A 17516-nucleotide genomic window follows, 5' to 3' on the forward strand; every position below is an offset into this window, starting at 1 on the left:
TCTACATGTTGTATTGAATAATGTTATCCGATATCAACTTAGTGACTATTTCGTCAGAGGCAGTGGGGCCATTTAAATCGATTGCAGACAAATCCACTTGACTTTCGACATTCTCAACAACAATCGTTTGCGACTCTGGTCCTCCTGAGTTTATCTCCAGCGTGATATTTCCATTATCAACACTTGCCGTAATGTGAGATAAGACATCATCTATCGTCTCTCCATCTTGGAAATCAACCACATCCGTTAAGTCGATAACATCACTATCCGCAACACTAAAGTCCTTGATAACATCCACACTATCGTTGGATACGGTATCCCATTTAAACGTATCAGCACCATCGCCACCCGTTAAAATGTCACTACCTAATCCACCAATGAGAACGTCATCACCATCACTACCTTCGATAACATCGTCACCGGAACCACCAACCAAAGTCTCACCATCATTTGGTCCAAGAATCCAAACGTCATCCGTTTCACCTTGTTGGTTGAAATTACCAGGCCCAACACCGATGGAAATGATTTCCGCAGTTGAGCGGGCTTCAGAACCATCAGACTCTTTTGATACTGCAACAACAGATACCGTGTTGTCACCATCTCCAAGACCTGAAATTTGTAAGTCATTCAAGCCATCAAAGACTGCTGGATCATTAGCAGTTACGGTCCAAACGTTACCATTCTGACTCAGTGAAACATCAGTATTATCAGTTGAAATAACACTTGTTGAGTCAGGTTGACCAGAATCATCGTTAACGCTTATCTCTAGAGAAAGAACTTCATTGCTGTCAACCAGCATCGCGACTAAGCCAATGAGAGCAATCCCCTGAGTCGCTACATTACGACTCGCATAGATATTACGCGCATAGCTCGATGCAGGGTCCAGCGTTAGAGTCGGCGCATCGTTAACTTGATTCACCGCGATATCTAGTTTTTGTTCGGAACTAAGAGCCATACCAGCAGCGTTTTCATAGTAAACTCCACCATCATTAACATTGATGGTAAGTTCAATATTCGACGCATCAACACTACTCGCATCAACGAAGATACCATTGCTGTTGCTCACGTCTGACAAAATTGCATTTATGTCAGAAGGAGAACCTACCAGCTCAATGCCATCAACGATAGGCGATACTGTCACCCCCTCAGGGCTCGCAGGGTTGATACTTAACACCCCATCATTGACCGTTAATGTAACAGTAATATCATCATCAATGTAAGCGGCTGCATAGTCGACATCTGCTATAGATATACCTTCAATTTTTTGAGCTACTGCATCATCGATCGTCGATGTAACCGAATCAGTATCAATAGTTGGCGCATCATTTATTGCGATCACATTGAATGTTGCAGCGCCATCAATAGTTATCACGTCATCATTGGCATTTGTTGCTCCATCGTCAGAAATACTATAAGCAAGCTCAACTGAGCCATAATAGTTCTCAGCTGGAGCAAAGGTCCATACCCCTCCTCCTAAGTCATTCAATACACCAACAGAATCATCAACCAGTACAAGACTGCTTACCGTCAGATTCGCGCTTTCTGTTTCAATATCACTTGTGGTGGACAATAGTTGAGCTGCTGTGATCTCAAATGAACCACTATCTTCCTCTATATCATCGAGAACTACATTACTGGTCGTCGGTGTGTCATTTACTGGGATAACGTTAATAGTAACCACTTCAGTAATGGCATCCCCAAAGCTCACTGTATCATCCAACCCTGTATCTACAGTCTGCAGTGACACGGTTAGTTCACCAGACCAATTGGTATTGTCATTATCACCTGAATTAAATACCAAAGATGCTAGGGAGGTAGATTCAACATCAAACACAAATGGTTCTAAGTCACTATCTTGAATCATCGTTTGCGAGCCGACGGTAATTGATGCACCCAACGGCACCCCAGAGACTGTCAATCGGATCTGCTCAGGTGCATTTTCTTCGTAACTCGGTAAGTTATCTCCCAATGATTCCACATTATCAACAACAGACGCATTGAGCTCGACAACCACATCCTCCCCCTCATTGACCTCGAGAGTACTTGTCTCGATATCCGCATCTATGACGTCGCCAATCGGGTTGACTTTAAGCGTAATACTAGAGCTGAACTCTTCTGGCTCTTGAGTGATCTTCTCTCTAACGAAAACAGACACACCAAGATTGACATCGCCACTAAATTGCTCAGCGGGTTTAATCTGTATTTTGTCGAGATCCAAATCCCCTACAGTTGGGTCGTTTAGGCGGATACTCCACTCCCCGCCGCCGTTATTTTTAACAACGTAATCACTCGAAATTGACTGAACTAAGAAGTCGTCCGGAACGTTGGTAATTTTAACGGAAATAAACTCTTCTGAATTATCACTATCATCGTTGAGGGCATCAAGATCACCTAATGTGATCGATAAGCCACTACCATCTTGACCCAATGAAATCCACGTGTCTTCGTCACCAGAAACCTCTGAGCCAGATATAACAACCGGATCGACCACTGGAGTGACTTCAAAGCTCACTGAGCCATTAAATGGCTGCTCGACAGCGATATACTGTACCCCGTCAATCTCAACTAAATTTGTATCGCCAAACAGAGCTTCTGCGTCTGTTTGATCAAACTTAGCTAAGTCTTGTATCGTGCCAGAGATATCTATCTGTACTTGATTATCGAGAGCTGGATAGTCGGCAGCAGGCTTGAAGAATATACTGCTCAAAGCTGCATTTGCGTCGGGGTAATCCGCATTTGGCAGTACTAAACTGGTGCCTAGCGACTCTCCATCCGCGTTTGCAAATGTACCAACGTCTGCTGAAGCTAAGGTGAGCGTGACTGTATTCACCGTTTCAAGCCCCTCATCGGTAGAGGTACTACTGTCAGCAAATGAAAGTGATAGATCTAGCTCAACTAAACCATCCTCATACGCATTTCCATCAGTCAATACGACTTGTTCAAGTTCATTATCTGTTGGCTGTTTATCACTATCCAAACCATAGGTCGCTTTAACGACGATACCTAATTGAGGTGTAAGATTATTGTCTTCAGGTTGGTCTGAACTCTCTACGTCAACCAAAGGTGCTAGTGCAACTGGCACTTCAAGTTGCGCAATCGAGGTATCCCCGGACTGAGAGTCTGTAGTAATCACTTTGATAGGCAGTAAGAAGTCACCGGCTAAGTCCTCGGCAAAAGCCAGAGTAGCTTCAGGCACATTAATGATATTACCCATGTCATCAATAGAGGCCGTAAAGAAATAGACATCTTCGACATAGTTATAAAGGAGACCACTATCCTCTGGAACATTGAAGCCTCCTGGGACTGAGCTTGGATCGAGGATAACCGTAATGTCATCCCCACTGCTGTCATCCCCTGATACTGATAGCACATTACTACCTTGCCCCATCAGTGCTGCCGCTATATCGATTGATGTATCTTCTTGGCCGACAACGACGCCATCGTCCTCAACGATAATCTCAGCAGCGACCGTATCTGGCACTGTACCTCCACCTGAGCCACCGGCTGGGCTAGCTGACGCAACAATAGTCACGTCTATTTCTCGGATATCTTCTCCTCGTTCACCTTCATCTAGTTCACCATCATCAACAGCTAGACCTGTGACACCAAATGTCCAGCGGTTATTACCCGATGTTCTTTCCTCTTCACCATGCTGCAGACCGTCTGGGATACTGAGTGAGAAGCCAAATTGGTTTGAAGCATCATCTGTCGTATCCACGACCATCCAAATACCCAGCCCCAAATTGATAGCACCATCAAATTTAAATTGGTCTAGGAAATCATTCAATCTATCTTGCTGTTCATCCGTGAGATCATTGAGATCATCCTTACTTTCAAGGCCTAAATAAACTTCCGGCTTGAGGTCGATAATAATAGATTCAATGTACTCACGTTCAGCCCGCTCCTCTGGCGTTTCTTGGTCATCCCAGTCAGGGTCAACCTCGACAGGGACAATCTTGTTCGCTTGTCCTTCTGTACCAAATACGATGAAATCAACTTGAGAGTCGGTATCGTTGTCATCATTGTTATCATCAATACCAATATCATCTGGATCAGCATCACCGAAACGATTGACTACGAAGTTAAAGATCAAATCACTTTGAGCATCTGTAACATCGCCTATTTCCTGTCGATTTTGATTCACGATATACAGGTCGCCCTCAGACTCAACGACTGGTGAAATGCTGACATTAATCACGCCACTTACCGTGTCGCCTTCAGCAACCCCCTCTCCCGGGGATAAATCATCGATGTATTCCGCATCGTACTCTTTCACTGTCAACAGCGTGGTTAACTGGAAGTCATCAGTAGAGTCACTTCCTGGCAATAGCTGTAGCGATGTATTTAAAAACTCTGCAGCAAATTCTTGCTCCGTTTGACCATCACTAGGTTCAAACACAATCGTGCCATCAACCACCACCACGAGTTCGCCATCGACAAACACTTGCACGTCATCAGGAATGTTACCAATTTCAACTCGAGTAAATATCTCATCATCATCTGGATAATCAACGCCTACAGGTTGCCATGCGATATCGATGAGTTGATCCTCTAGGCCAGATACGTCACGTTCATAGGTGCCCGCTGTATCAATAACCGGCGCAACATTAACACGGATTTCTTGTTCAAATTCACGATAGTGACCGTCATTTTCAGTTACAACAATAGTCGCTGAAATAACAATGTTCTCCGTTGAAGACTCTGGCGGCGTAATCGTTACTCCTTTGCTGTATATAAAGTCAGAACGCAAGTCAGGAATATTGATTTCATACATGGCAAGGCCAGTGTTGTCGTCATCTCCAATGTAGATTAAGTCGTACGGACTTCCCTCTTCATCTGCGATGGTGACGCCTTCCGGAACTCCCGTAAGAATAAGTGAGATAGATTCTGAAGTATCACTTTCGTTATCAAGTCTCTCTCCCGAAATCGCTGTGAAGTTAATCTCTGCGTGAGTATTTTCGAGAATAGTTGTTTCAACACCTTTAACGAGGTCCTCTCCCTCACCCTCTTCGAACGTCATCCATATTGTGTCATCACCATCTGGGTTAGGTTTAATCTTGAAGACCGGCTCGTCTGCTACGCCTTTGATGTCGACATAAACCGTCTTACCATTTTCACTGAGCTCTCTTACATCAGTAACAACAGTCCCATCTGACAAGGTCGCTGAGTCTTTTACAATACCTTGAACGTTGAAGGTAAAATCTACGTTGCTATGGAGTAGAGGTTTCACCTCTATGTCACCTAACGCTGACACTGGGATCTCGTAGTAATCAATGATCCCAGGTGACGACTCAACCACTGTGATTGAACTTGGATCCGTATCAACTAACACAACGGTAGGATCAGAAATATCACTAATACGAACGAACAAGGCTTCGGAGGAGTCGGTATCTTGTGTACTATCGAGCCCTGTAATGACATTGCTAAGGAACAACTTATCCGAAGCGTCGTAATCGAAATCAGTCTGACCATCCTCGAAGATTTTAACGCGTTTTACACCAAACTTCGTTTTGTCGGCTTCAGGAGTAACCTCTATAACAATGTCTCTTGGATCAGACTCTTTGGTTTCTTTTGTGGACAACGGGTTGACTGTTTCTTCTGATATCGCAACAACGCGAAGTTTGATAGTTCCCGAAAAGTTATCAACTGGATCTACCTCTACATCGCCTATTCGCGTAGCGTCGTCAACAATGTAATAGACCACTTCATCTGGCGTGCCCTCATCAACCACTATTGTATCTAAGGTCGTTCCATCGCTGTAAACCAGTACAGCATTACCTTCGCCTTCGATAAATTCAAAACGATAAGTAATGGTCTCTGGTTGAGGTTCATTCGTATCTTGAGAGTTAGCCGATATTGACAGCTCTAGGTTCTCTCCATCTTCGATAACCGCTCGCTCCTCAGCTTCGGTATAGTCGAAAATACTGTCCTGCGACCATTCGGGCTTGTCGGCGATGCTTTGAATATTAATATTTAAGCTGCTGTTGATGTTATACGTTGAGTCAGAATCATCTTTTATGGTGACACGAACTTGAATATCTATCCCATCTTCATCTGTAGCAAAATGTCTGTCTGGTACAAAGAATAAGTTTTCAACCGTTAACTCTGAGCCATCCAAAGACGTGACAATACTGTCATCCTCGGAATTCAAAATAGCACTAGAGCTATTGGTATCTAATGGGACAAGCACTGAGCCATCAAGGTAGTAGAAGGTGCCGTTATGGTCATCGAGATTCTGCAATCGGATCTCACTAATTGACTCACCTCTATCAATATCAAAAAGCTCTACCTTCAACGTTACTTTGATTGGATCTAGGTCTTCACTATCTAATCCCGTTAAATTGTCGAACTCATTAGTATCATCTCGGCCCGCATCTTCTATTCCGATAATACCTTTATCCGAGATCTCTCCTTTTTTATCTTTGATAGTAATGTTGAGCTGCTCAGTCACTGTATCTAAATCAGCATCTGTAGCTGTTACATTGACCGTGAACTGAAGCTTGTCTCCCGCACTGTGATCGACAAAATCCTCAGGAGTGAAACGCGCTCGACCATTAGGGCTAATCTCTAGTTGACCTAAATCCTGAGATTGATTACCGACTACCTCGATGACAGTAACGGTAATTGTTTCCCCCTCAAGATCTACTGAGTCGACAATGTCTCCGCTTTCGAGCCTAAATTGAATATCTCTACCGTCTTCATCTTGAGCTTCTATCGAAGTGACGACCCCATTATCTGCACCTTGAGTTTCAACTCGATCCCCGTCAATATTTGGATCATCAAACATCCAGACAGTCTTGCCATTCTGACCTTCGGTTCTTGAGATGTTCTTATCGAACAAAATTGGCTCATCATCCACCACCTCAACCGTTAAGGTGGCGGGTGCAGAAGCGTCACCATCACTGTCCACCGCCGTCACGGCAAAATTGAACAGCTGTGCATCATCCTTCTCTGCATCACCTTCAACATGGTCAACTGGCTCCAGCAAGGTGAAGGTGTATTGGCCATTATGGTCACCCTCGGCCTCACTCAAGTCCAACACGAGAGTGAAGATGTCAGTCGTGTCATCACCCTCACCGATAAAGCCGGTGTACGTGTAAATCTCATTATCATCACCACTCACCGCCGGCTCTGACAGCTGAATTACCTCACCGAACGCCGTCACGGTATTGGTACTGTTGAAGGTCTCTTCATCAACCTCAAAGTGCACCACATCGTCACTGCCCACTTGCACCGTGAAAGTGCCTGAGCCACTGACTGGGAAGCCCGACTCACCCGCCTCAGTGCCAGCGTCCAGACCCGACTCAAATACCGTGACAACATCGTCATCAGTACCCGCACCATTAATCTCTGTAATCACCGGCAACTGACCATCACCCACCTTAATGGTGGCGGTCGAGGTCGCTGTGTCACCGTCACCGTCGGTAATGGTCGCCGTCAGTGTGCCTGTGATTGGGTCGATGAAATCACCGAACTCCTCAGTATCACTGCTGTGGTCAAGGTTACGATTAGGCGCAAACGTCATCGTGCCATCGGCATTGACCGTCACGGTGCCTAGGTTCGCACCATCCACACCCGCATCGACGATATCGAAGGTCTGGTTACCTGCCGCATCGGTTAAGGTGTACGTACCGTCATAGGTATTACCTTGGTAGCTAAAGTTGTAATCCACTTTCGTCAACGTAGCGGTATCCGCCCCTGGCTCACCATCAGGGCTGGTAATGAAGTTGTGCGACACAGTGCTGTTCGCGCCAGACTCCACCGGCTCCTCCACACCCAGCGTCACATCGGCTGCCGCAATTGGCTCATCATCCACCACCTCAACCGTTAAGGTGGCGGGTGCAGAGGCGTCACCATCACTGTCCACCGCCGTCACGGCAAAATTGAACAGCTGTGCATCATCCTTCTCTGCATCACCTTCAACATGGTCAACTGGCTCCAGCAAGGTGAAGGTGTATTGGCCATTATGGTCACCCTCTGCATCACTCAAGTCCAACACGAGAGTGAAGATGTCAGTCGTGTCATCACCCTCACCGATAAAGCCGGTGTACGTGTAAATCTCATTATCATCACCACTCACCGCCGGCTCTGACAACTGAATTACCTCACCGAACGCCGTCACGGTATTGGTACTGTTGAAGGTCTCTTCATCAACCTCAAAGTGCACCACATCGTCACTGCCCACTTGCACCGTGAAAGTGCCTGAGCCACTGACTGGGAAGCCCGACTCACCCGCCTCAGTGCCAGCGTCCAGACCCGACTCAAAGACCGTCACGATGTTATCCGCATCCAGATCATCACCATCATCAATCAGGGTAATCGTAGGCAAGGCGCCATCCCCCACCTTAATGGTGGCAGTCGAGGTCGCTGTGTCACCGTCACCGTCGGTAATGGTCGCCGTCAGTGTGCCTGTGATTGGGTCGATGAAATCACCGAACTCCTCAGTATCACTGCTGTGGTCAAGGTTACGATTAGGCGCAAACGTCATCGTGCCATCGGCATTGACCGTCACGGTGCCTAGGTTCGCACCATCCACACCCGCATCGACGATATCGAAGGTCTGGTTACCTGCCGCATCGGTTAAGGTGTACGTACCGTCATAGGTATTACCTTGGTAGCTAAAGTTGTAATCCACTTTCGTTAAAGTGGCGGTATCCGCCCCTGGCTCACCATCAGGGCTGGTAATGAAGTTGTGCGACACAGTGCTGTTCGCGCCAGACTCCACCGGCTCCTCCACACCCAGCGTCACATCGGCTGCCGCAATTGGCTCATCATCCACCACCTCAACCGTTAAGGTGGCGGGTGCAGAGGCGTCACCATCACTGTCCACCGCCGTCACGACAAAATTGAACAGCTGTGCATCATCCTTCTCTGCATCACCTTCAACATGGTCAACTGGCTCCAGCAAGGTGAAGGTGTATTGGCCATTATGGTCACCCTCTGCATCACTCAAGTCCAACACGAGAGTGAAGATGTCAGTCGTGTCATCACCCTCACCGATAAAGCCGGTGTACGTGTAAATCTCATTATCATCACCACTCACCGCCGGCTCTGACAACTGAATTACCTCACCGAACGCCGTCACGGTATTGGTACTGTTGAAGGTCTCTTCATCAACCTCAAAGTGCACCACATCGTCACTGCCTACTTGCACCGTGAAAGTGCCTGAGCCACTGACTGGGAAGCCCGACTCACCCGCCTCAGTGCCAGCGTCCAGACCCGACTCAAAGACCGTCACGATGTTATCCGCATCCAGATCATCACCATCATCAATCAGGGTAATCGTAGGCAAGGCGCCATCCCCCACCTTAATGGTGGCAGTCGAGGTCGCTGTGTCACCGTCACCGTCGGTAATGGTCGCCGTCAGTGTGCCTGTGATTGGGTCGATGAAATCACCGAACTCCTCGGTATCACTGCTGTGGTCAAGGTTACGATTAGGCGCAAACGTCATCGTGCCATTGGCATTGACCGTCACGGTGCCTAGGTTCGCACCATCCACACCCGCATCGACGATATCGAAGGTCTGGTTACCTGCCGCATCGGTTAAGGTGTACGTACCGTCATAGGTATTACCTTGGTAGCTAAAGTTGTAATCCACTTTCGTTAAAGTGGCGGTATCCGCCCCTGGCTCACCATCAGGGCTGGTAATGAAGTTGTGCGACACAGTGCTGTTCGCGCCAGACTCCACCGGCTCCTCCACACCCAGCGTCACATCGGCTGCCGCAATTGGCTCATCATCCACCACCTCAACCGTTAAGGTGGCGGGTGCAGAGGCGTCACCATCACTGTCCACCGCCGTCACGGCAAAATTGAACAGCTGTGCATCATCCTTCTCTGCATCACCTTCAACATGGTCAACTGGCTCCAGCAAGGTGAAGGTGTATTGGCCATTATGGTCACCCTCTGCATCACTCAAGTCCAACACGAGAGTGAAGATGTCAGTCGTGTCATCACCCTCACCGATAAAGCCGGTGTACGTGTAAATCTCATTATCATCACCACTCACCGCCGGCTCTGACAACTGAATTACCTCACCGAACGCCGTCACGGTATTGGTACTGTTGAAGGTCTCTTCATCAACCTCAAAGTGCACCACATCGTCACTGCCCACTTGCACCGTGAAAGTGCCTGAGCCACTGACTGGGAAGCCCGACTCACCCGCCTCAGTGCCAGCGTCCAGACCTGACTCAAAGACCGTCACGATGTTATCCGCATCCAGATCGTCACCATCATCAATCAGGGTAATCGTAGGCAAGGCGCCATCCCCCACCTTAATGGTGGCGGTCGAGGTCGCTGTATCACCGTCACCGTCGGTAATGGTCGCCGTCAGTGTGCCTGTGATTGGGTCGATGAAATCACCGAACTCCTCAGTATCACTGCTGTGGTCAAGGTTACGATTAGGCGCAAACGTCATCGTGCCATCGGCATTGACCGTCACGGTGCCTAGGTTCGCACCATCCACACCCGCATCGACGATATCGAAGGTCTGGTTACCTGCCGCATCGGTTAAGGTGTACGTACCGTCATAGGTATTACCTTGGTAGCTAAAGTTGTAATCCACTTTCGTCAACGTAGCGGTATCCGCCCCTGGCTCACCATCAGGGCTGGTAATGAAGTTGTGCGACACAGTGCTGTTCGCGCCAGACTCCACCGGCTCCTCCACACCCAGCGTCACATCGGCTGCCGCAATTGGCTCATCATCCACCACCTCAACCGTTAAGGTGGCGGGTGCAGAGGCGTCACCATCACTGTCCACCGCCGTCACGGCAAAATTGAACAGCTGTGCATCATCCTTCTCTGCATCACCTTCAACATGGTCAACTGGCTCCAGCAAGGTGAAGGTGTATTGGCCATTATGGTCACCCTCTGCATCACTCAAGTCCAACACGAGAGTGAAGATGTCAGTCGTGTCATCACCCTCACCGATAAAGCCGGTGTACGTGTAAATCTCATTATCATCACCACTCACCGCCGGCTCTGACAACTGAATTACCTCACCGAACGCCGTCACGGTATTGGTACTGTTGAAGGTCTCTTCATCAACCTCAAAGTGCACCACATCGTCACTGCCCACTTGCACCGTGAAAGTGCCTGAGCCACTGACTGGGAAGCCCGACTCACCCGCCTCAGTGCCAGCGTCCAGACCCGACTCAAAGACCGTCACGATGTTATCCGCATCCAGATCATCACCATCATCAATCAGGGTAATCGTAGGCAAGGCGCCATCCCCCACCTTAATGGTGGCAGTCGAGGTCGCTGTGTCACCGTCACCGTCGGTAATGGTCGCCGTCAGTGTGCCTGTGATTGGGTCGATGAAATCACCGAACTCCTCAGTATCACTGCTGTGGTCAAGGTTACGATTAGGCGCAAACGTCATCGTGCCATCGGCATTGACCGTCACGGTGCCTAGGTTCGCACCATCCACACCCGCATCGACGATATCGAAGGTCTGGTTACCTGCCGCATCGGTTAAGGTGTACGTACCGTCATAGGTATTACCTTGGTAGCTAAAGTTGTAATCCACTTTCGTTAAAGTGGCGGTATCCGCCCCTGGCTCACCATCAGGGCTGGTAATGAAGTTGTGCGACACAGTGCTGTTCGCGCCAGACTCCACCGGCTCCTCCACACCCAGCGTCACATCGGCTGCCGCAATTGGCTCATCATCCACCACCTCAACCGTTAAGGTGGCGGGTGCAGAAGCGTCACCATCACTGTCCACCGCCGTCACGGCAAAATTGAACAGCTGTGCATCATCCTTCTCTGCATCACCTTCAACATGGTCAACCGGCTCCAGCAAGGTGAAGGTGTATTGGCCATTATGGTCACCCTCGGCCTCACTCAAGTCCAACACGAGAGTGAAGATGTCAGTCGTGTCATCACCCTCACCGATAAAGCCGGTGTACGTATAAATCTCATTATCATCACCACTCACCGCCGGCTCTGACAACTGAATTACCTCACCGAACGCCGTCACGGTATTGGTACTGTTGAAGGTCTCTTCATCAACCTCAAAGTGCACCACATCGTCACTGCCCACTTGCACCGTGAAAGTGCCTGAGCCACTGACTGGGAAGCCCGACTCACCCGCCTCAGTGCCAGCGTCCAGACCCGACTCAAATACCGTGACAACATCGTCATCAGTACCCGCACCATTAATCTCTGTAATCACCGGCAACTGACCATCACCCACCTTAATGGTGGCGGTCGAGGTCGCTGTATCACCGTCACCGTCGGTAATGGTCGCCGTCAGTGTGCCTGTGATTGGGTCGATGAGATCACCGAACTCCTCAGTATCACTGCTGTGGTCAAGGTTACGATTAGGCGCAAACGTCATCGTGCCATCGGCATTGACCGTCACGGTGCCTAGGTTCGCACCATCCACACCCGCATCGACGATATCGAAGGTCTGGTTACCTGCCGCATCGGTTAAGGTGTACGTACCGTCATAGGTATTACCTTGGTAGCTAAAGTTGTAATCCACTTTCGTTAAAGTGGCGGTATCCGCCCCTGGCTCACCATCAGGGCTGGTAATGAAGTTGTGCGACACAGTGCTGTTCGCGCCAGACTCCACCGGCTCCTCCACACCCAGCGTCACATCGGCTGCCGCAATTGGCTCATCATCCACCACCTCAACCGTTAAGGTGGCGGGTGCAGAGGCGTCACCATCACTGTCCACCGCCGTCACGGCAAAATTGAACAGCTGTGCATCATCCTTCTCTGCGTCACCTTCAACATGGTCAACCGGCTCCAGCAAGGTGAAGGTGTATTGGCCATTATGGTCACCCTCGGCCTCACTCAAGTCCAACACGAGAGTGAAGATGTCAGTCGTGTCATCGCCCTCACCGATAAAGCCGGTGTACGTATAAATCTCATTATCATCACCACTCACCGCCGGCTCTGACAGCTGGATCACCTCACCGAACGCCGTCACGGTATTGGTACTGTTGAAGGTCTCTTCATCAACCTCAAAGTGCACCACATCGTCACTGCCCACTTGCACCGTGAAAGTGCCTGAGCCACTGACTGGGAAGCCCGACTCACCCGCCTCAGTGCCAGCGTCCAGACCCGACTCAAATACCGTGACAACATCGTCATCAATACCCGCACCATTAACCTCTGTAATCACCGGCAACTGACCATCACCCACCTTAATGGTAGCGGTCGAGGTCGCTGTATCACCGTCACCGTCGGTAATGGTCGCCGTCAGTGTGCCTGTGATTGGGTCGATGAAATCACCGAACTCCTCAGTATCACTGCTGTGGTCAAGGTTACGATTAGGCGCAAACGTCATCGTGCCATCGGCATTGACCGTCACGGTGCCTAGGTTCGCACCATCCACACCCGCATCGACGATATCGAAGGTCTGGTTACCTGCCGCATCGGTTAAGGTGTACGTGCCGTCATAGGTATTACCTTGGTAGCTAAAGTTGTAGTCCACTTTCGTCAAAGTGGCGGTATCCGCCCCTGGCTCACCATCAGGGCTGGTAATGAAGTTGTGCGACACAGTGCTGTTCGCGCCAGACTCCACCGGCTCCTCCACACCCAGCGTCACATCGGCTGCCACTATTGGCTCATCATCCACCACCTCAACCGTTAAGGTGGCGGGTGCAGAGGCGTCACCATCACTGTCCACCGCCGTCACGGCAAAATTGAACAGCTGTGCATCATCCTTCTCTGCGTCACCTTCAACATGGTCAACCGGCTCCAGCAAGGTGAAGGTGTATTGGCCATTATGGTCACCCTCGGCCTCACTCAAGTCCAACACGAGAGTGAAGATGTCAGTCGTGTCATCGCCCTCACCGATAAAGCCGGTGTACGTATAAATCTCATTGTCATCACCACTCACCGCCGGCTCTGACAACTGAATTACCTCACCGAACGCCGTCACGGTATTGGTACTGTTGAAGGTCTCTTCATCAACCTCAAAGTGCACCACATCGTCACTGCCCACTTGCACCGTGAAAGTGCCTGAGCCACTGACTGGGAAGCCCGACTCACCCGCCTCAGTGCCAGCGTCCAGACCCGACTCAAATACCGTGACAACATCGTCATCAGTACCCGCACCATTAATCTCTGTAATCACCGGCAACTGACCATCACCCACCTTAATGGTAGCGGTCGAGGTCGCTGTATCACCGTCACCGTCGGTAATGGTCGCCGTCAGTGTGCCTGTGATTGGGTCGATGAAATCACCGAACTCCTCAGTATCACTGCTGTGGTCAAGGTTACGATTAGGCGCAAACGTCATCGTGCCATCGGCATTGACCGTCACGGTGCCTAGGTTCGCACCATCCACACCCGCATCGACAATATCGAAGGTCTGGTTACCTGCTGCATCCGTTAGAGTGTACGTACCGTCATAGGTATTACCTTGGTAGCTAAAGTTGTAATCCACTTTCGTTAAAGTGGCCGTATCCGCCCCTGGCTCACCATCAGGGCTGGTAATGAAGTTGTGCGACACAGTGCTGTTCGCGCCAGACTCCACCGGCTCCTCCACACCCAGCGTCACATCGGCCGCCGCTATTGGCTGATCATCTACTACCTCGACAACCAAGTCCGCCGGCGCTGATTTATCACCATCACTATCCACAGCCATCACTTGGAAGTTAAACAGGTGACTCAACGACTCATCTAAATCCGTCGCATTCACATCAATATGGTCAAGTTCTTCAAGTAGCGTAAAGGTGTAACTACCCTGACCATCTTCACCTAAATCCAACACTAACGTGAACACATCAATGGTGCTGTTACCTACCGTGACTTGACCTGTGTAGGTGTACGTCTCACCATCGTTAGTGATGGCAGGCTCGGACAGTTGGATCACCTCGCCAAACGCTTCCACCGCATTGGCAGCAATACCATTATCCACATCACCATTGTTGAACAGATCTCTATCAAGCTCGAAGTGCGCAATGTCATCACTGCCTACCGTGACAGTAAAACCACCGGTACCACTAATAGGATAAGCCGCTTCTCCCGCATTGGTACCATCCGCCAAACCCGACTCAAACAGCGTTAAGATGTTGTCATTACCATCGTCTTCCCCATCGTCAATTTCTGTAATGACTGGTTCTCGACCGTCTGTAATTTGAATATTTGCCTTCGGGGTATATGTGTCGCCATCACCATCAACAATTGTTGCGGTTATCGAGGTGTTTAATGTCTCGTTCTCTGAGTTGCCTAAGTTACGATCTGGCTCAAAGTAAACTTCACCCGAAGTCTTGATGTAAACTGTACCGTCTTCGACCTCAAATTCTTGGAAGTCTGTGACATTTGGGTCAAGGACAAAAGGCATGCTTACTTCGTCACCTTCATATACGAAGCTGATAACCGAAGCACCATCTGCACCTTCTTGTTCGAGGAAATCGTGCGTAATGGTCGCACTATCTCCTGGATTCACAGGCTCTGTGACTGGCAAAATAACGTCATCAGCAACTAATGGGGTATCATCAGCAACTGTGACCATTACATTAACGGTGTCAGATGGATCATTGTCAGTGTCAACTGCATAAACCGGTATGTTGAAGTCTAACGTGGTGTCTTCACCTTCGCTCGCGATATGATCTAGCGCTTCGAACAAAATAAACTCGTAATTACCGTTTTGATCGATTGAGAACTCAAAAATATCTACTGTTGTCATATTGTCTACAGTAATCGATGCTGTATAAATATATGACACATCGCCCGTAATCGGGTCAGTCACCTCAATAGGAGCGCCTAGTACAACTGGCTGCCCCATTGCTCGAATCTCTCCATTGCTGTTAAACGCATTTACGTCAACTTCATAGTGATCAATATTGTCGCTTCCCACCACTGATGAAACTGCGCCAGTAGCTGAAACCAGTTCGCTATCTGGATTAGTTCCGTCTTCAAGATTTGCTTCACTTAATTGAAGTGGTACCGTCGATTCTATAGTAGGGTCTTGACCATCCAAGACATTCAAAGTCAGGGTTGTATCAACAGAATCTCCATCGAAGTCGGTGGCAGAGACAGGTAACACGAAGGATTTAGTGTCTCCTTCATTCTGGGGGTGTTCTATCGGACCGAATTGGTTGAAAGTGAAGGAGCCGTCTGTATTCAATATGATTTGCAGCAGTGGTGAATCTGCTCCATCAGCAGTAAGAGTGAGGGTTGTACCATCCTCAGAGAGCGTCGCAACTGTTAGCTGATTATTGCTAAGTATGCCTTCGAACGCATCTAAAGCCGATGGCCCGAAAACCAAGGTTTGTAACTCATCACTACCTATTTCGAACAAATCACCTGATATCGTGGCCGAATTAGATTCTACATTATTGATAACTGCCGGAGTGGCGGTAGGGGCATCACCGTCTCGAACATTCACTGTAATATCAATTGGGTCACCGATCTCATTACCCGACGTGTCTTGGCCAATTACAGGTAAGTTGATAGAAATTGTGTCGTCGGAAATGGAGACCATCCCTCCCCCAATGCTGGGGTTATGGTCAATAGGCTGCAGAACTGTTGTTGTGATGGATAGAGTAATATCCCCTCCAGCAGATGATTCTGCCTCAATCTCTATTCGCAAAACTTCTCCATCGCTTGCTTCGCCAATGATCATGTTGGAGCCTTCGTCGTAGCGGAAAACCACAGGTTCTCCAGACGATGTGATGTCTGAATTTAGCTCATCTATCAAGGATTGGAGAGTGGCCGGTTCGGGCACAAAACTAGAGGGGTCTAAAGGTAAATCTCCGGATTGGATTACCGTTGAAACGGTTGTACTCTCCGGATAGCTATCTCGGTTAATTGAACCTTCGGTAACTTCGACATTCACAGATCCTCCACCGAGCGCAGCTGAAATAGCCTGTGGTATCAGGTCTATATCTCGTCCTAGAAAATCCTCTTCTATTTCTTGTTCTCTTGCAGGACCTTCTGTTTCAAAAAATGTCTGGGCCAGGGCTTCCGCATAAGCGTAATCAATAGTAATGAAACCCGCATTGGCAGCAACGTCAGCATCACCCGCCGCTGTTTCCTCTAAAATCTCGGTCGGGTCCGCCCCTTCAAGAATTGCCTGCTGTAGAGCAACAACATCGCCTGCACTAAACCCTGTTTGCTGAGTTGGGTCAATCGATATTTGACCGCCAACCGCTACAGCATTTACCGCGCTATCTGTGACTGAAGCCACAGAGTTTGGATCAATCTCGTTAACCTGCTCTCCTTGGGACAAAAGCAAAGACGCGCCTGCAGGAGTGACTATTAACTCCCCTACATTTATAACGTCTCCTTCAGAAATGACTCTTGCTTGACCGGTTGCGGATAGTGCGACAACATTACCTTCGACTTCTACTACCACTACTCTTTGACTGTTTACTTGTACGTCCATTTTTTGCCCCTCAAAACCGCTCTACTTACGGTTGAATGCTAAACTACTTGATTTCCTAGCAATTTATTGCCTAAACTCTAGGCAAAATAGTCATTGTTATATTTTTGTTCTAATTCCGTGAACAAAGTATAGACTGAAGTGCCGTATTAAGGGTAGGAGGCATTAGTCGGAACTC

1 protein-coding gene is annotated in these 17516 nt (G+C 48.8%); it reads right to left on the reverse strand.

The window, feature by feature from the left end:
* Window position 1 precedes the first annotated feature (1 nt).
* A complete protein-coding gene (locus GT360_RS20365) occupies window positions 2-17341 on the reverse strand; it encodes a retention module-containing protein (protein ID WP_164650763.1) in 17340 nt (5779 codons plus the stop codon).
* Window positions 17342-17516 lie beyond the last annotated feature (175 nt).

Source organism: Vibrio astriarenae, from assembly GCF_010587385.1.
Taxonomy (GTDB): Bacteria; Pseudomonadota; Gammaproteobacteria; order Enterobacterales; family Vibrionaceae; genus Vibrio; species Vibrio astriarenae.